At 67.1% G+C, this 15,336-nt stretch carries 18 protein-coding genes; 10 read left to right on the top strand and 8 right to left on the bottom strand.

The annotated features are described in order from the left end of the window. Positions 1–100: 100 nt before the first annotated feature. From GOC52_RS11495 to gspH, 3 genes are read right to left on the bottom strand one after another with little or no spacing between them, the layout of a single operon-like run. Positions 101–715 carry a prepilin-type N-terminal cleavage/methylation domain-containing protein gene (locus GOC52_RS11495; protein ID WP_099559522.1) on the bottom strand — a complete coding sequence of 205 codons (615 nt, stop codon included), beginning with the start codon at positions 713–715 and terminating at the stop codon, positions 101–103. Then, positions 712–1,074, bottom strand: coding sequence for a type II secretion system minor pseudopilin GspI (gene gspI, locus GOC52_RS11490; RefSeq protein ID WP_049480967.1), 363 nt, complete (start codon positions 1,072–1,074; stop codon positions 712–714). The genes GOC52_RS11495 and gspI overlap by 4 nt, the downstream gene beginning before the upstream one ends. Then, entirely contained in the window at positions 1,071–1,517 is a 447-nt protein-coding gene (gene gspH / locus GOC52_RS11485) for a type II secretion system minor pseudopilin GspH (RefSeq protein WP_099559523.1), read from the bottom strand. Before gspH ends, gspI begins: the two co-directional genes overlap by 4 nt. A 115-nt stretch (positions 1,518–1,632) precedes the next feature. Here gspH and GOC52_RS11480 point away from each other — a divergent pair, with 115 nt between their 5' ends. Beyond that, the gene (locus GOC52_RS11480) at positions 1,633–2,082 is read left to right on the top strand and encodes a general secretion pathway protein (RefSeq protein ID WP_043396221.1); all 450 of its coding nucleotides are present in this window, start codon (positions 1,633–1,635) and stop codon (positions 2,080–2,082) included. A 100-nt stretch (positions 2,083–2,182) separates the two neighbouring features. Here the strand turns inward: GOC52_RS11480 and GOC52_RS11475 are convergent, their stop codons facing one another. Next, positions 2,183–2,518 (bottom strand): hypothetical protein, encoded by a 336-nt coding sequence (locus tag GOC52_RS11475; protein ID WP_099559524.1) that lies wholly within the window; start codon positions 2,516–2,518, stop codon positions 2,183–2,185. A gap of 201 nt (positions 2,519–2,719) precedes the next feature. Between GOC52_RS11475 and GOC52_RS11470 the strand changes: the two genes are divergently transcribed. The 6 genes from GOC52_RS11470 (at position 2,720) to GOC52_RS11445 (ending at position 9,504) form a co-directional block, all read left to right on the top strand. Beyond that, the gene (locus GOC52_RS11470; protein ID WP_191849470.1) at positions 2,720–4,336 is read left to right on the top strand and encodes a ShlB/FhaC/HecB family hemolysin secretion/activation protein; all 1,617 of its coding nucleotides are present in this window, start codon (positions 2,720–2,722) and stop codon (positions 4,334–4,336) included. Positions 4,337–4,374: 38 nt separating this feature from the next. Continuing rightward, complete coding sequence (locus GOC52_RS11465; RefSeq protein WP_109814251.1) at positions 4,375–6,159, top strand: DUF2341 domain-containing protein; 1,785 nt, start codon at positions 4,375–4,377, stop codon at positions 6,157–6,159. A 10-nt stretch (positions 6,160–6,169) separates the two neighbouring features. After that, positions 6,170–6,583 carry an ExbD/TolR family protein gene (locus GOC52_RS11460; protein WP_049480973.1) on the top strand — a complete coding sequence of 138 codons (414 nt, stop codon included), beginning with the start codon at positions 6,170–6,172 and terminating at the stop codon, positions 6,581–6,583. 39 nt (positions 6,584–6,622) lie between these two features. Then, complete coding sequence (locus GOC52_RS11455; protein ID WP_049480975.1) at positions 6,623–7,288, top strand: cell envelope integrity protein TolA; 666 nt, start codon at positions 6,623–6,625, stop codon at positions 7,286–7,288. Between the two features lie 42 nt (positions 7,289–7,330). Then, positions 7,331–9,076, top strand: a complete 1,746-nt coding sequence (locus GOC52_RS11450) for a putative porin (RefSeq protein WP_049480977.1) — start codon at positions 7,331–7,333, stop codon at positions 9,074–9,076. Positions 9,077–9,174: 98 nt separating this feature from the next. Continuing rightward, the gene (locus GOC52_RS11445) at positions 9,175–9,504 is read left to right on the top strand and encodes a hypothetical protein (protein ID WP_005409871.1); all 330 of its coding nucleotides are present in this window, start codon (positions 9,175–9,177) and stop codon (positions 9,502–9,504) included. Positions 9,505–9,614: 110 nt separating this feature from the next. On the opposite strand, the gene GOC52_RS11440 is transcribed toward GOC52_RS11445, so the two are convergent. From GOC52_RS11440 to GOC52_RS11425, 4 genes are all read right to left on the bottom strand, one after another. Then, positions 9,615–10,013: an OsmC family protein gene (locus tag GOC52_RS11440; RefSeq protein ID WP_049480979.1), complete on the bottom strand. Its 399-nt coding sequence runs from the start codon at positions 10,011–10,013 to the stop codon at positions 9,615–9,617. Between the two features lie 84 nt (positions 10,014–10,097). Further along, positions 10,098–10,739 (bottom strand): hydrolase, encoded by a 642-nt coding sequence (locus GOC52_RS11435; protein ID WP_049480981.1) that lies wholly within the window; start codon positions 10,737–10,739, stop codon positions 10,098–10,100. Positions 10,740–10,795: 56 nt separating this feature from the next. After that, complete coding sequence (locus GOC52_RS11430) at positions 10,796–11,476, bottom strand: hydrolase (RefSeq protein WP_191849468.1); 681 nt, start codon at positions 11,474–11,476, stop codon at positions 10,796–10,798. Positions 11,477–11,548: 72 nt separating this feature from the next. Next, positions 11,549–12,415, bottom strand: coding sequence for a pirin family protein (locus GOC52_RS11425; RefSeq protein ID WP_049480984.1), 867 nt, complete (start codon positions 12,413–12,415; stop codon positions 11,549–11,551). Between the two features lie 150 nt (positions 12,416–12,565). Here GOC52_RS11425 and GOC52_RS11420 point away from each other — a divergent pair, with 150 nt between their 5' ends. The 3 genes from GOC52_RS11420 (at position 12,566) to GOC52_RS11410 (ending at position 15,188) form a co-directional block, all read left to right on the top strand. Further along, positions 12,566–13,492: a LysR family transcriptional regulator gene (locus tag GOC52_RS11420; protein ID WP_049480986.1), complete on the top strand. Its 927-nt coding sequence runs from the start codon at positions 12,566–12,568 to the stop codon at positions 13,490–13,492. 153 nt (positions 13,493–13,645) lie between these two features. Next, complete coding sequence (locus GOC52_RS11415; RefSeq protein ID WP_191849466.1) at positions 13,646–14,149, top strand: RNA polymerase sigma factor; 504 nt, start codon at positions 13,646–13,648, stop codon at positions 14,147–14,149. Between the two features lie 82 nt (positions 14,150–14,231). After that, positions 14,232–15,188 carry a FecR family protein gene (locus GOC52_RS11410; RefSeq protein ID WP_191849464.1) on the top strand — a complete coding sequence of 319 codons (957 nt, stop codon included), beginning with the start codon at positions 14,232–14,234 and terminating at the stop codon, positions 15,186–15,188. Positions 15,189–15,336: the final 148 nt, after the last annotated feature.

The following is a 15,336-nucleotide window of genomic DNA, read 5'->3' as shown; positions in this document are numbered from 1 at the left end:
AGTCAACAACAATGCCGACCAACGGTCGGCACCCACCAAGGCACGGTCGGCACCCACCGTAGATCCACGCCGTGCGTGGATGCTTTGCCTGGGAAGAATCCTACAGCTCCAGCACCCGCCGGTAACTCAACGGCCCACGCCCATCGCGCAGGTCCAGCCGCAGTTCCAGCCCGGTGGCCGGCAGCACTTCGCCTTCGCTCGGCAACGGCGCCCAGCCGGCACCGGGCTGCCATGCCCGCACCTCGAACCGCTGTACCTCGCGCGCCACGGCAATGCCCTTCGACAGATCCGGCGCCGGCAGGGGATACCGATCCGTCGCTGCGCCGCTGGCCCGCCAAAGCGTACTTCCCTGCCGCCACCAGCGCACCCGCTGCCAGCGCAGCCCATCGCTGCCGAGACTGCGGGTGATCTCCAGCGCGAAGCTCCCATCCGGATGCCGCTCGCTCACCAGCGAAGGCGGCAGCAGCCGCTGCGGTTGATCGGCCGGCCGCACTGCACCATTCATCAACGCATCGTCTGCGCGCATTTCGATATCACGCTGGAACTGCTGCAGCACGCGCAGCGCCGTCGTGGTCTCGGCATCGGCCTGGCGCAGGCGCTGGTCGCTGTTGGCCACGCTGTCGAGCGCCCGCCAGCAGATCAGTGCCAGTACGCCCATGATGGTGATCGCAATCATCACCTCGATCAGGGTGAAGCCGCGGACGGCGCGCCTCATTGCGCCGCCGTCCATGGCAACTGCATCCGCGCCAGCGACTGCCGAGGAGCGTCCTCGGCAACCACACTCAGTTCCAGCTGCGGCTGGCCATCGTTGCCCGTGCCCAGATGCTGAAGCACCAGGAAGCTGCTGCGCCCCTGCACACAGCGTTGCCGGGCATCCTGCGGTGCCTGTCCGCTCAGGCGCAGTTCCTGCCAGCGATCCTGCGCACACATCAGTGCCAGGCGACGGTCACGCAGCCGTGACTGATCGTCAGTCGCCACTGCCACCGAGCGCATCACCGCCGCCAGTGCAATCGATACGATCGCCAATGCGATCAGCACTTCGATCAGGGTGAATCCGCGCGCCGCCTGCTTCATTGCACGACCTGCAACTGTCCGCTGCCATCATCACGAAGACGCAGTTTGCGACCCTCCAGCGACAATCCAAGCTCCCAGGCGATACCGATCCACTCTGGGCTCAGCTCAATGGGGTTGGCGGGCTGCACCGCAATGCCCGTTGCCTGCCACTTCTGCGGACGCAGCAGATCATCGTGTTCAACGGTCACCCAACCGCTGCCTTCGCGGCGGCTGAAACGATAGCCGTTGGCGTCGGCCTGCCAACGCAGGGGGTGGCCATCGATGCGCGCCTCATCGCGCGCCACCTGCAGGCGCTGCGCCAACCGCTCGGCTTCCTGCCGCAGCTGCCGGCCCGGGTCGAGCAGGCTGCCCAGGCCCAGCCCGATTCCGGCCGTGCAGATGCCGATGATCACCAGCACCACCATCAGTTCCAGCAGGGTGAAACCACGCGGCACGCGCTGCATCGACGTTGCCTCCTGTCCGGGTCGATACCTGCCAGCGTAGGCCGGCATGATGAAACAAAAGCGTCAGCCACAGCTGCTAGCGTGGGCGGACACGAACGTGGCGGTGGTGCGGAACATGGATGGCAGGCGCTGGGATCGCAATCGCATACTGACCCTGCTGGCGGCGACGCTGCTGCTGGCCGTGGTGGCCTATTGGGGTGTCACCCTGTCTGCCGTGGCGCCAGCGGCCGCGGCCAGCGAGGCGAAGGCCGTGGCGCCGGTACGGCCGATGTTCGATGCAGTGGCTAGCCTGCCGCTGGTGCGGCTGCTGTCCCCCGGTGCAGTGCAGACCGAGGTGGTGGTGCTGGGCGTGATGGCCGGTGACCATGCGCCATTGGCCCTGCTCTCGGTGGATGGACGCCCGGCGGAAGCGTATGCGCCCGGCCAACGGCTCGGACCTTGCACGGTGCTGGCCAGCATCAGTGCCAGCGCGGTGGAACTGAACCAGGCCGGGCAATCGCGCAGCTTGCCGGTGCCTGAGCTGCCGCCGGTGCCGATCGATGGCATCGTGCCGGCCGCACTGTAGAGCCGAGCCTACGCTCGGCTGCGCCTGGAAGAACAGTCGAGCATGGCTCGACGCTACAGAATCCTGCCGGGCTGGGGCTTTGCACCGCGACTGTGCAGGCTCAGCGCGCCGGGCGCTGCGGTACCACCGAACGACCAAAGGCATCGCCCATGCGCTGTCGTGTGCCTTCCAGGTTGTACTGCATCAGTTGGTTGCCGGGCTGCCGCATCAGGCGTTCGGCCTCCGGCAGCGCCGGTGATTTCGCCGTTTTCGATGCCGGCGCAAGTTTGCGCTGCAGGCAGTCCCAGGCCGGAATGCGCTCGCCATTGACCTGTACTTCGATGCAGGGCGCGGCGCCTTCCTGCTTCTTCGCCTCGTCGGCGCGAAGCGGGGCCAACGCCAGCAGCAACGCAAGGGTGAGGGCAGCGCGCAGTTCCACCATCAATGATTCACGCATCTCGAATCTCCCGCAGCAATCGACGTTCTGCAATGAAGACGTGTGGCGAAGGCAGGTTCCGCCTGCGTGCGTTGCGGCGCTGTCAAAAGATGACAGTGCTGTCATAAAACTGTTGGCGGTTTTGACGCGACGTGCACGTCCTGTTGGTAGACCCACGCGCCGCTCCATGGCCATTACCTTCGATACGACGCGATGCCTTCGATGACTCCTGTTCCGTGCCGAGCCGTCCGCCTTCCCTTGCGCCTGCATCCCCTGGTGCTGGCCCTGGCCGCGATGCCGCTGCCGTTGTTCGCGCAGGAGGCAGCGCCTGCGCCCAGCGTGAACATCAATGAATACATCGTACGTGGCAATACCGTGCTCGATCCGCGCCAGATCGAGCGCGCGGTCGAGCCCTTCCTCGGCCCGGGAAAGACCCTGGCCGATGTCGAGAAGGCACGCGATGCAGTCAATGCGCTGTACCAGCAGGCGGGCTACCAGTCGGTCTATGTGGAGCTTCCCGAGCAGCAGGTCAGTGGTGGCGTAGTGCTGCTGAAGGTACAGCAGACACCGATCGGCCAGCTGCGGGTCGTGGGAACGAAGCACGAATCGCCCGAGCGCATCCGCGAACGCGTACCAGCGCTGGCGGAAGGCAAGGTGCCGGACTTCGACCAGGCCCAGAAAGAACTGACCGCGCTGAATGAGGGCGGGCGTCGCCAGGTGATGCCGCTGGTGCGCGAAGGCCAGGTGCCGGGCACGATGGATGTGGACCTGCAGGTCGAAGAAAAGTCGCCGTGGCGTGCCAGCGCGTCACTCAACAACGACCACAGCGCCGACACCGAGAAGCTGCGCCTGAGTGCATCGCTGGCCTACGACAACCTGTGGAAGCGCGGGCACAGCGCCAACATCGGCGTGTACCTGGCACCGGAAGACACCAAACAGGCCAAGGTGTTCTCGGCCTCGTACACGATGCCGTTTGAAGGTACCCCATGGAGCCTGGAAGCGTCTGGCTACAAGTCCGACAGCCGTGTGCTGAACGCAGGTGGGCAGGGCGGCGCCGGCAGCGGTACCAATGTGATCGGCAATGGCCATTCAATCGGTGTCAAGCTGAATTACCGCTTGGCGGGCAGCAGTCAGTGGTGGCGCCAGCTCAGCCTTGGTGTGGATTTCAAGGACACCGAGGAAGATACCCAGATGGGCAAGGACAGCCTGAAGACGCCGCTGAAGTACGCGCCTATCACGCTGGCCTTCGTGGGCGTGCGCCAGGGCGAGCAGGATCAGCTGAGCATCAATACCCAGCTGGTGGCCGGCACCCGCCGCCTGTTCGGCTACGGCAGCGACGCCACCGCCTTCGGCCAGAAGCGCTATTGGGCCGACCCGAGCTTCGTGGCCTTCAAGGCCGACGTGGCCAACACCCACACCTTCGGCAACGACTGGCAGTGGTACGCACGTGGCTTGCTGCAGGTGACCGACGCGCCGCTGGTGTCGGCCGAGCAGTTTGCCGCCGGTGGCATGTACACCGTGCGCGGCTATCTGTCGGCCGAGGCGATCGGCGACTACGGCGGCCTGGCCAGCCTGGAATGGCGCACCCCGGCGTGGTCGCTGTGGAGCGGCACCGACCTGCGTGTCTACAGCTTTGCCGACGCGGCCTACCTGCGCCTGCGCCAGCCGCTGCCCGAGCAGCGTGACAAGTACAACCTGGCCTCGGTCGGCCTGGGCGCGCAGATGCGCCTCGGCGAACACCTGCAACTGCGCCTGGACTACGCCTGGCCTTATGCCGATGGCCCGGTCACGCGCAAGGACGACCCGCGCCTGCATTTCAACATCAGCACCAGCTACTGACCCTTCCCTTGAACATGCGTTCTCCGGAGACCCTTCGCATGGACCGTTTGCTTTCCCGAGTGTTGTTGCTGCTGGCCGCGCTGGTTGCGCTGCCGGTCGCTGCGGCCGATGCCAATTGGTGGCAGGCCGAATGGAAATACCGCAAGCCGATCACCGTCGACGCCGGCCCGCAGGGCGCGGGCCTGGCCGGTGACCCGGGTCGCACGCCGCTGCTGCTGCGCCTGCATACCGGCAACTTCGGTTTCGACGGCACCCAGGACGCGGGCAACGACCTGCGCTTCGTCTCGGGTGATGGCCGCACCGTGCTGGCCCACCAGATCGAACAGTTCGATCCCAGGCTGGGCCTGGCCCTGGTCTGGGTGGACGTACCGGCGGTCAGCGCCGCAGCACCGCAGACGATCTGGATGTACTACGGCAACGAGAAGGCCCCGGCCAGCGGCAATGGCCAGCAGGTGTTCGACCCGGACTACACGCTGGTCTACCACTTTGCCGAGGCCAATGCGCCGGCACGCGACACCACCGCGTATGGAAACAACGCCGGGGCCGTGGCGCCGCCGTCGGAAGGCTCGGTGATCGGCCGCGGCGTTCAGTTGGGCGCAGCCCCGCTGCCGCTGCCGGCCAGCGCATCGCTTGCGCAGGAGGCGGGCGCGCCGCTCACCGTCTCGGCCTGGATCAAGCCGGGCAGCAACAACGCCGCACAGGCGATCTATGCCCGTCGTGACGGTGCTTCCGAACTGGTGCTGGGCATCGAGAACCGGGTGCCGTTCGTGCAGCTCAATGGCCATCGCAGCACGCCGGCACAGCCGATTCCGGAAGGGCAGTGGGCGCATGTGGCGCTGACTGCGGAGAAGGGCGCTCTGCAGCTGTACCTCAATGGCCGCGTGGTCGCACAGCTGAGCGGCGAATTGCCGGCGCTGGGCACCGCCCCGGTGGTGGGCGCCGATGCTCCTGGCGCGGCGCAGCCGCTGGCCAATTTCGAGGGCGCACTGGATGAGCTGCGTATCTCTCGCGTGGCACGACCGGCGGCACTGCTGCTGGCCGATGCCACCGCACAGGGCGCGGACTCGCGCCTGATCAGCTACGGTGCCGACGAGCAGTCCGCCGGTCAGAGCCACTTCGCCTTCATCCTCAAGGCAATGCCGTTCGACGCCTGGGTGGTGGTGGCGATCCTCGGCCTGATGATGCTGCTGTCGTGGGCGATCATGATCGCCAAGGGGCGCCACTTCGGCCGTACCAGCAAGGCCAATGCGGTGTTCACCGAGAGCTTCGGCAAGCTGTCCGGCGTGCCGCTGCGCACCCTGTCCGACATGGACCGCCAGGGCAAGGCGCCGGCCGCGATGCACGACGGTTCGCTGTGGCGGATCTACCAGGTGGCCATCGATGAAATGCAGCAGCGCCACCAGCGCGATGGCAACAGCGGTTACCTCAGTGGCGCCACCATCGCCGCGATCCGCGCCTCGATGGATGCGGTGATGGTGCGCGAGCAGGAAGCAATGGCACGGCGCATGAACTGGCTTTCGACCACCATCGAAGGCGCGCCGTACGTGGGCCTGTTCGGTACCGTGATCGGCATCATGCTGGTGTTCGTGGTGGCGGCGATGGCCGGCGCGGTGGACATCAATTCGGTGGCACCGGGCATGGCCGCGGCGCTGCTGTGTACCGCAGCCGGCCTCGGCGTCGCGATTCCGGCGCTGTTCGGCTACAACTACCTGGGTGCACGTGCCGAGGCGATCGGCGCCGACATGGCGGTGTTCATCGACGAGTTCGCCGCGCGCCTGGCCGAAGAGCAGGACGGGCGCGGCCCGGCCGCGGTCCAGGGCTGAGGGGCGCGCCATGGGCCAGAAGGCGAAGTTCGGCATCAAGAAGCGCGAGAAGGGCATCAACGTAACGCCCTTCGTCGACGTGCTGCTGGTGGTGCTGGTGATCTTCATCCTGACCAGCAACGCCTCCATCCCCGGCATCGAGGTGAACCTGCCGAAGGCCAGCAACAGCGTGGCGCTGGAAAAGCCGAAGACCAAGGCGATCACCATTGACCCCAGTGGCCAGGTGTTCCTGGATGCCTACCCGGTGACGATGGCCGAGCTGGAAGACCGCCTGCGCACCGAGCGCGCGACCACGCCGGATTTCCCGGTGATCGTGCGCGGTGATGCGCAGGTGCAGTACTCCCGTGTGGTCGAGGTGCTGGACCTGCTGCGGCGGCTGGAGCTGGCCCAGGTCGGGCTGGTCACCGGCAAGGCGCAGGGCTGAGGCATGACGGCCCATCAATCCCCTCGGCCGGAGCCCGGCATGCGCGGTCGCCAGTTGCTGGTGACCGTCGCGCTGGTGCTGGCCGCGTTGCTGGTGCTCGGCATCGCCGTGTGGTGGATGCTGTTCAAGGACACCGCCAGCACCCGCAGGCCGGTGGTGCAGCCGCCGATGCTGGCATTGCCGCCCCCCCCTCCGCCGCCGCCACCGCCGCCGGAAAAGCCACCGGAGCCGGAGACGCCGCCGGAAGAGACCATTCCCGAGCCCGACCCGCTGGATCAACCGACGCCGGCGGAAGAGCCGACGCCGACCCCGGACAACGCCGACCCGGTGACGATGAATGCCGATGCGCAGGCCGGTGGTGACAACTTCGGCATCCAGTCCGGCAGCGGCGGCGGTTCATCCGGCGTGGGCCGTGGCGGCGCCGGCAATGCCACCTATGGGCGCTATCTCGGCTACCTGATGCAGCAGGCGATCTCGCGCGACGACAAGGTCAAGCGCCTGGCGTTCCAGCTGCAGGTGAATGTGTGGCTGTCCAACGATGGCCGCCTGGAAAAGGTCGAGCTGGTGCGTGGCAGTGGCAACGAGGAGGCCGACGCGGCCGTGCTCGATGCGCTGCGACGCATCGGCAAGGTCGACCAGGCACCGCCGCCGTCGCTCGATTTCCCCGCCCGCGTGCTGATCCAGGGCCGCCGGCCCGGGGCCTGATTCCCGACCTCCGTGATTTCCCTTCTTTCGATGAGAACCGTGATGAACGACCACGTCCGCGCACGAACCGACTCCCGCCGCCCGCGGCCGGCCCGACGGGCGCTGCTGTGCTGCGCCGTGCTGCTCAGCCTGGCCACCCCGGCCGGTGCGATGGCCGCAGAAACCACCATGGTCAAGCTGATCAAGGGCCTGATCGCCAGCGGCGCGCTGAAGCCAGAAGACGGCCAGGCACTGCTGGTGCAGGCCGAGGCTGAATCAGCGGCCGCATCGCGCACTACGACCACCGCACCTTCGGCCGCCAGCGGTGGCGTGGCCCTGGAGGCCGGCGACGTGCGCGTGCCCTACGTGCCGCAGAGCGTGCGCGACGGCATTCGTGACGAAGTACGCCAGGACGTGATGGCGCAGGCCAGGTCCGAGGGCTGGGCGGCACCGAACGAAGTGGCTGAGTGGACCAAGCGCATCAAGGTGACCGGTGACATGCGCGTGCGCAGCGAGTCGCGCTTCTATTCCGAGCGCAACAGCGACATCGTGAGCAACTGGTCGTCGATCAATTCCGGCAACGGCTTCGACACCAACACCAACACCAACCTGCAGCTGCCGCCGCTGCTGAACACCCGCCAGGACCGCCGCAACCTGTGGCGCATCCGCGCCCGCCTGGGCATCGAGGCCACCATCGGCCAGCACACCACGGCCGGCGTGCGCCTGGCCAGCGGCAGCAGCAATGGCCCGGTGTCGACCACCGAGCAGCTGGGCGGTGGCCTGAGCAAGAAGGACGTGTGGCTGGACCAGGCCTGGCTGGCCTACAGCCCGGCCGACTGGGTGACGGTGCGCGGCGGCCGCTTCGGCAATCCGTTCTGGACCAGCGACACGCTGTTCTCCAACGACCTGAACTTCGACGGCCTGGCCGCCAACCTGCAGCATGACTTTGACGGTGGTGACCTCGGCCTGTTCGCCAACCTGGCCGTGGTACCGCTGGAGTACACCTCCGACAGCGCGCCCAGCCAGAGCCGGGTCAAGACCCCGAACGAGAACAAGTGGCTGTCCGGTGCACAGGTCGGCATGAACTGGCGCTTCAACGACGACAATGCGCTGCGTGCCGCACTGGGCTACTACGATTTCAAGAACATCAGCGGCCGCCTGTCCTCGCCGTGCGCGCTATATGCGGGCGCGGTGGGCTGCGATACCGACTGGTCGCGCCCAGCGTTCATGCAGAAGGGCAATACCCTGATGCTGATCCGCGACATCGCGCGCAATCCGCTGGACCCGGCCAACACGCCGACCCCGCAGTATGTCGGCCTGGCCTCGGCATTCCGCCTGGCCACGCTCAACCTGCGCTGGGATACGCAGCTGGCCCAGGGCATCGGCCTGCGCCTGGATGGCGACTACATCCGCAACCTGGCCTACGACAAGCAGGCCATGTTCAGCCGCGCCAACAACGGCATCGTCAACAACTACGGTGCCGGTGGCGCCGCCAGCATCGATACCTTCCGCAGTGGCGACACCGCCTGGATGGTGCAGGCCACCTTCGGCGCCACTGACCTGAAGGAGAAGGGCCAGTGGCAGGCGCTGCTGGGCTACAAGCATATCGAGGCCGATGCGCTGCCGGACGCGTACAACGACCCGAACTTCCACCTCGGCGGCACCAACGCCCGTGGCTACTACGTGGGCGGCGCCTACGCGCTGGATGCGCGCAGCTGGATCAGCGGCAAGTGGATGGCGGCCAAGGAAGTGTCCGGTGCGCCGTTGTCGATCGACGTGTTCCAGCTGGAGTTCAATACCGGGTTCTGAGTGGCGGGCGTGATGCGGATCACGTCGTGCGTGGCGGGGGCGCAGCGATGCGCCCGTCTAAGGAAGGGAGACCACGCGTTGTTCAAAAGGAGGAGTGGATGAGCCGTCGCAAGCTGTTCGAGAGTCCTGAACCGTCCAGCCAGATGCTGGGTGTGGGACCGGCCTATGTTTCAGTGGAGGGGCTGCGCCAGCACCTGGCGGAGTTCCTGCTGTATGCGGGCCGGCCTGTGGTGATCATGCGCGGGCGCAGCGAAGTAGGCTATTTCCTGCCGGCGCGCTGCTGGCGCCAGCGTGACGATGATCCGCTGGCGGCGGCCGCCGCCGACCAGCTGCTGGATGCGGCCGGGTTCCAGGCCGAAGACATCCAGCAGGTGGAGCAGGAATTCAACGCGATGCGCCAGCGCACCGTGCTGCATTCACGGCGCTGAGTGGCCGCCGGGCATGGCCCGGCGCTACCCGATGGCCCCGCGCCGCTCCGGTAGCGCCGGGCCAGGCCCGGCGAGCGTCGTCTGTAGATCCACGCCAGGCGTGGATGGGGTTACGCTGCAGCCCCACGCTCACTGGTGATCCGCGCACCCTCACGCATCACCAGCGTGACCGGGGTCTTCTCCACCACCTCCAGCAAACGCTGCCACTGCGCATCGCTCAGCTCGGCGCTGGCATGCAGCACGCGGTGCACATGGAAGCGTCCGTCCGCGTCACGTTCCGAGCGCAGCTCGGCATGGAATTCGCCCAGCTCCCAGCCCTTGCGCTGCGCGTACATGCGCAGGGTGATGGCGGTGCATGCCGCCAGCGAGGCCAGGTACAGGTCGAACGGTGCGAAACCCTTGCCCTGGCCGCCCAGCGAGGCGGGCTCGTCCGCATCCACATCGAAGCTGCCATTGCTGATGTGGTGCAGGTAGTTGTCGGCGGTCGAAACAATGCGTGCGTAGGCCATCACGTTCTCCATCTGTCTATAGCGTCGAGCCATGCTCGACCGTTCCCAAGGGCGGCGCCAGCCAGGGTCGGCGCCGCCACGCAGTTACTCGGTACGATCGTACGAGAACTGGATGCCCGCCGTACCCCCGGTTTCAATGAAGAGGTTCATGAAGGCCGGCACCGTTTCCGAGCGGGCCCAGTCGCGCTGCAGCTCGCAGAACAGCTGCGGCACGCTGATCAGCTGGCCACCGGCCTGTTCGATGCGGCGCAACGCGGCATCATGCGCCGCCGGCGAGGTACCGCCGACGGCATCGACCACCACGTACACCTCATAGCCCTCCTTCAACGCATCCAGAGCCGGGAAAGTCAGGCAGGCCTCGGTCCACAGCGCAGTCATGATCAGCTTGCGGCGGCCGGTGGCTTCCACCGCCTTGCGGAACTCGACGTCCTCCCAGGAATTGATGGTGGTGCGATCGTAGGTAGGGTAGTCGCCCAGCACCTTGCGCAGCTGCGGAATCGGCGGCTTGTTCAGGCCGGTCTTGACGTTGACCGTCGAATGCACGATCGGCAGGCCGTAGGCCACTGCGGCCTTGGCGGTGCCGACGATGTTGTTGACCAGCAGCTGGCGGTCCATCGAGGCGATGGAGTTCACCTGCACCGGCTGGTAGTCGATGATGATGAAAGCGGAATTCTGCGGGGTCAGCAGGTGGTCGCTGGCCGGGTCGCGGATCGGTTCACTGGACATGATGGGTCTCCGGTTGGGAGGGGTGCCGGCGGCGGGCAGGCACCCCGGGGGGCAGCTCAGCTGCGCTGCGAATCCAGCTGTTCATGGTTCTTCTGCACGTCCTGGGCCTTCAGGTAGCTTTCGTTCAGCAGCTGGTAGTTCGGGAAGATCTTCGTGTAGACCTCGGCCCACTGCTGGGCATCGTCGCGGTTCCAGGTGCGCTGGATCTCCGAGGCCACCGCGGCGGTGTCCATCGGTACCACGCCGGCCTGCACCACGCGGGCCAGGGTGATCTCCTCGGCCATCTTCGAGTAGGTGCCGGACGCGTCGATGACCGCGAACACCTGGTAACCATCGGCGACGGCGGCGATCGACGGGAAGGCCATGCACACGCTGGTGATGGTGCCGGCAATGATCAGCTGCCTGCGGCCGGTGGCCTTCACCGCAGCAACGAATTCCGGGTTGTCCCAGGCGTTGATCTCACCCTTGCGCGCCACGTACTGCGCATGCGGGGCCGCGTCGTGGATCTCCGGGATCAGCGGGCCGTTCGGGCCCTGCGGAACCGAGGCGGTGGTGATCACCGGCATCTTTGCCAGCGTGGCCATCTTCGCCAGCGCGGTGGCGTGGGCAGGCACGCTGGTGAACGGCATGTCACCGATGGTCTGGAACAGGCCACTCTGGTGGTCGATCAGCAGCATCGCGGCATTGTCCGGATCGATCACCGGGCGGGCACCGTTGAAGTTGGCGGGGGTACTCATGGTCAGTCTCCTGGAAAAAGTGGGCGATGGCCCGGAGGGTGCGGCGGGCCAGTGCCCGCCGCTTTGAAACGATCAGTGCGCGATCTGCCCGAAGCGGCCGCTGTTGAAGTCGTTGACCGCCTGCGCGATCTCGGCCTGGCTGTTCATCACGAACGGGCCGTAGCCCACCACCGGCTCGTCGATCGGCTCACCGCTGAGCAGCAGCACGGTGGCGTCGCTGTCCGCATCGACGAACACGTCTTCGCCGCTGCGGTCGAAGGTGACCAGCTGTGCCTCGCCGACTGGCAGGCCGCTGTTGATCCGCACCGTGCCCTTCAGCACCACCAGCGCCAGCGTGCGGCCATCGGCCACCGGCAGCTCGGCGTGATGGCCCTGCCGCAGGCGGATGTCCCAGACATCCATCGGCGTGTGGGTACGCGCCGGACCGGCGTGGTTGTCGAATCGACCGGCGATGACACGCACGCGGCCGGCGCCATCGGGCAGTTCAACCGAGGGGATCTGTGCGTCAAGCAGGGTCTGGTAGCCCGGTGCACCCATCTTGTCCTGCGCCGGCAGGTTCACCCACAGCTGGACCATGTCCAGCGTGCCGCCGCGCCTGCTGAACTCCGGGGTATGGAACTCCTCGTGGAGGATGCCGGAGGCAGCGGTCATCCACTGCACGTCACCCGGGCCGATGGTGCCGCCGGCCCCGGTCGAATCACGGTGGGCGACCTCGCCCTCATAGACGATGGTGACGGTCTCGAAACCGCGATGCGGATGCTGGCCGACCCCGCGCGGGGTATCGCTGGGTGCGAAGCTGTAGGGGCCGGCATAGTCCAGCAGCAGGAACGGGCTAAGGTGCTGGCCGTGGGTGTTGTAGGAAAACATCGAGCGGGCGGGGAATCCGTCGCCCACCCAGTGCGGGCGGGGGGCGCTGTAGGTACCGGTGACACGCTTCATGGCGATCTCCTGGCCGGGGCTGCCGGCCGCTGTTCTTCGTTGCGAAGACGATATCGCCGCGACAATTGGGCCGGTAGACGCCAATATTTGCCGTCATAGTCCTATCTGGTGAACAATGGTCGCAGGCCATGAGCCGCAGGAGATCGTCCCGTGTTCATCGCAGATATCCGCCGTTGTGACCTCAACGATCTGTTCTACTTCGCCATGGTGGTCGAGCACGGCGGCTTCTCGCAGGCCGGCCGGGCGCTGGCCATGCCGAAGTCGAAACTGAGCCGGCGCATCGCGCTGCTGGAAGAACGGTTGGGCGTGCGCCTGATCCAGCGTTCGACCCGGCGCTTCTCGGTCACCGAGGTGGGCCAGGACTACTACCGCCATTGCAAGGCAATGCTGGTCGAGGCCGAAGCGGCCGAAGAAGCGATTGCGATGTCACGCGCCGAGCCGCGCGGCACGATCCGCCTGGCGTGCCCGATCGCGATCCTGCATGCGCGCATCGGCACGATGCTGGCCGATTTCCTCGCCCTGCACCCGCAGGTGACGGTACAGCTGGATGCCACCAACCGGCGCGTCGACGTGGTGGGCGAGGGTGTGGACGTGGCGATCCGGGTGCGGCCGCCGCCGCTGGAGGACAGTGACCTGGTGGTACGCGTGCTGGCGCGCCGGGTGTGGTGCACCAGTGCCAGTCCGGCGCTGCTGCAGCGGCTGGGCACGCCGCAGGTGCCGGCCGACCTGGCGATGATGCCGACTGTTGATCTGGCCTCGCCCAGTCAGCAGCATGTGTGGGAATACAGTGGGCCCGGCGAGGTCCAGGCCAGCGTGCATCACCGCCCGCGGCTGGTCAGCGATGACATGATCGCGTTGCGCGCAGCCGCGGTGGCCGGGGTCGGGCTGTTGATGCTGCCGCGGATGATGATCACCGATGAGTTGGCCAGTGGCGCGCTGATGCCGGTGCTGCAGGAGTGGGTGCCGAGGCACGGCATCGTGCATGCGGTGTTCCCGTCGCGGCGGGGGCTGCTGCCAGCGGTGCGTGCGTTGATCGACTACCTCGCCGAGCGTTTCGATGCGTTGGACGAGCCCTAGGTCTTCCATCCACGCATGGCGTGGATCTACTGAACCTGCCATGCGTGGATGATGGTTTGGGGTGCGGCTTGCCGCCTGCGGCCCGGCAGCCCACAATCCACGTCCGGACCGTCGCCATCACGCCCATCATTCCCCGGTCCGGCCTTGGCACCTATGTCTCCCAATGCCCTGGCGCTGGTCGAACTGCTGATCCGCGAGCGCCGTGCGCTGTCTCGCTTCATCGCGCGCTACCTCGACCCGGCCAGTACCGAGGACACGCTGCAGAACCTGTACCTGAAGGCCAGCAGCGTACCCGGCGATCCGCCCATCCTGGAGCCGCGCGGCTATCTGTACCGGATGGCCTATCACCACGCGCTCAACCGCAGTCAGGCCGACGCCCGCGAGCGGCGCGCAATGGCCGCGTACGCCACCGACATGGCCGATGAAGGCCACGACGGTGAGGCACAGGCGCTGGACCAGGCACAGCTGCGCGAGATCACCCAGACCATCCTTGCCTTGCCGGCGCAGGTGCGCGAGTGCTTTGTGCTCAATCGATACCTGGGCCTGAGTGAGCGCGAGATCGCCACCCGCCTCGGCATCTCCAAGAGCGTGGTGGGCAAATACGTGCTGCGCGCGGCGCTGCTGATCCAGCAGCACCAGCAGGGAACACGCCGATGAGCTGCGATTGCCGTGGGCAGATCGCGCCCGCCGTTGTCACAACAGGAAAGCGCACCCGTTCGCGGTGCGGCAGGCCACAACCATGACCACGTCCGAACCCTCGCCGCGTCGGGCCAGGCAGGCGTTGCGCTGGGTGATCCGGTGCAGTGCAGGCCCGCTGCCGGAACGCCAGCAACGAACCCTGCAGCGCTGGCTGCGGGCCGATCCGCAGCATGTGCTGGCCTGGCGCCAGCAGCAGGCATTCTGGCGGGGGCTGGATGCCGCCGGGCCGGAGGTGCTGGCCGCGCTGCCCGAACTGACCGAAGACCGCCAGGGACTGCGCCCGATCGCGCCACGCCGCCGACTGCCGTGGCTGCTGGCCAGTGCTGCCGCCGTGGTCCTGATGGTTGCCGCTGCGCCGCACGCGCTGCTGCTGGCACGCAGTGACCTGCACAGCACCGATGCACCGCGCATGGTGCAGTTGGAGGACGGCAGCATCGCGGTACTCGACGCCGGCACCGCACTGGCGATTGAATTCGATGGCCAGCAGCGCCACCTTCGTCTGCTGCGCGGCCAAGCCTGGTTCCAGGTAGCGCACGAGGCGCGCCCGTTCCAGGTGGAGGCGGCGGGCGGCCAGATCCGTGACATCGGCACGGCCTTCAGCGTGTCGATGCAGGACACCACGGTCCTGACCCAGGTCAGCGAGGGCGGGGTCGATGTGCGCCCGGGTGATGGCAGTGTGCAGCGCCTGCATGCCGGGCAGGCACGTGTGTTCCGTGACGGTCGCTGGCTGCAGCCGGTGCAGCTGGAAGATACCGCAACCATGGCGCCGTGGCGGCGTGGCGAGGTAGTGATCGACGATCAGCCGGCCGCGCAGGCCATCGCCGACCTGGCGCGCTACCGGCGTGCCCCGGTCTGGGTACTGGGCGGGCAGGGCGCGAGCGTGCGGGTCAGTGGCCTGTTCCACCTGCAGCAATCGGAGACCGCCATCAATGCGGTGGCCGCGCAGGCAGGACTGCGTGTGCAGCGCTTGCCCGGCGGAGCGCTGGTGGTGTGGTGAGGTGCCTGCGGCACAGCGCACAGCGCCCCACATGGAAAAAAAACATGAAAAAACCGTGGGCACTCGCTGTGCCCTGCTGTCTATAGATGTATAGCCAGAGCGAAACACCGTTTCTCCTCAAGCCAGACATGCCACCGGCACTGGATGT

Source organism: Stenotrophomonas sp. SXG-1, from assembly GCF_014083965.1.
In the GTDB taxonomy this organism is placed as follows: Bacteria; Pseudomonadota; Gammaproteobacteria; order Xanthomonadales; family Xanthomonadaceae; genus Stenotrophomonas; species Stenotrophomonas geniculata.
Note: the sequence above shows the minus strand (reverse complement) of the source record. Positions and strands in the feature narration are given on the sequence as shown.

What these genes read in the sequence shown, in the direction of transcription:
- GOC52_RS11495 (WP_099559522.1), bottom strand. Translation starts at nt 715, where the DNA reads ATGAGGCGCGCCGTCCGCGGCTTCACCCTGATCGAGGTGATGATTGCG.
- gspI (WP_049480967.1), bottom strand. Translation starts at nt 1,074, where the DNA reads ATGAAGCAGGCGGCGCGCGGATTCACCCTGATCGAAGTGCTGATCGCA.
- gspH (WP_099559523.1), bottom strand. Translation starts at nt 1,517, where the DNA reads ATGCAGCGCGTGCCGCGTGGTTTCACCCTGCTGGAACTGATGGTGGTG.
- GOC52_RS11480 (WP_043396221.1), top strand. Translation starts at nt 1,633, where the DNA reads ATGGATGGCAGGCGCTGGGATCGCAATCGCATACTGACCCTGCTGGCG.
- GOC52_RS11475 (WP_099559524.1), bottom strand. Translation starts at nt 2,518, where the DNA reads ATGCGTGAATCATTGATGGTGGAACTGCGCGCTGCCCTCACCCTTGCG.
- GOC52_RS11470 (WP_191849470.1), top strand. Translation starts at nt 2,720, where the DNA reads ATGACTCCTGTTCCGTGCCGAGCCGTCCGCCTTCCCTTGCGCCTGCAT.
- GOC52_RS11465 (WP_109814251.1), top strand. Translation starts at nt 4,375, where the DNA reads ATGGACCGTTTGCTTTCCCGAGTGTTGTTGCTGCTGGCCGCGCTGGTT.
- GOC52_RS11460 (WP_049480973.1), top strand. Translation starts at nt 6,170, where the DNA reads ATGGGCCAGAAGGCGAAGTTCGGCATCAAGAAGCGCGAGAAGGGCATC.
- GOC52_RS11455 (WP_049480975.1), top strand. Translation starts at nt 6,623, where the DNA reads ATGCGCGGTCGCCAGTTGCTGGTGACCGTCGCGCTGGTGCTGGCCGCG.
- GOC52_RS11450 (WP_049480977.1), top strand. Translation starts at nt 7,331, where the DNA reads ATGAACGACCACGTCCGCGCACGAACCGACTCCCGCCGCCCGCGGCCG.
- GOC52_RS11445 (WP_005409871.1), top strand. Translation starts at nt 9,175, where the DNA reads ATGAGCCGTCGCAAGCTGTTCGAGAGTCCTGAACCGTCCAGCCAGATG.
- GOC52_RS11440 (WP_049480979.1), bottom strand. Translation starts at nt 10,013, where the DNA reads ATGGCCTACGCACGCATTGTTTCGACCGCCGACAACTACCTGCACCAC.
- GOC52_RS11435 (WP_049480981.1), bottom strand. Translation starts at nt 10,739, where the DNA reads ATGTCCAGTGAACCGATCCGCGACCCGGCCAGCGACCACCTGCTGACC.
- GOC52_RS11430 (WP_191849468.1), bottom strand. Translation starts at nt 11,476, where the DNA reads ATGAGTACCCCCGCCAACTTCAACGGTGCCCGCCCGGTGATCGATCCG.
- GOC52_RS11425 (WP_049480984.1), bottom strand. Translation starts at nt 12,415, where the DNA reads ATGAAGCGTGTCACCGGTACCTACAGCGCCCCCCGCCCGCACTGGGTG.
- GOC52_RS11415 (WP_191849466.1), top strand. Translation starts at nt 13,646, where the DNA reads ATGTCTCCCAATGCCCTGGCGCTGGTCGAACTGCTGATCCGCGAGCGC.
- GOC52_RS11410 (WP_191849464.1), top strand. Translation starts at nt 14,232, where the DNA reads ATGACCACGTCCGAACCCTCGCCGCGTCGGGCCAGGCAGGCGTTGCGC.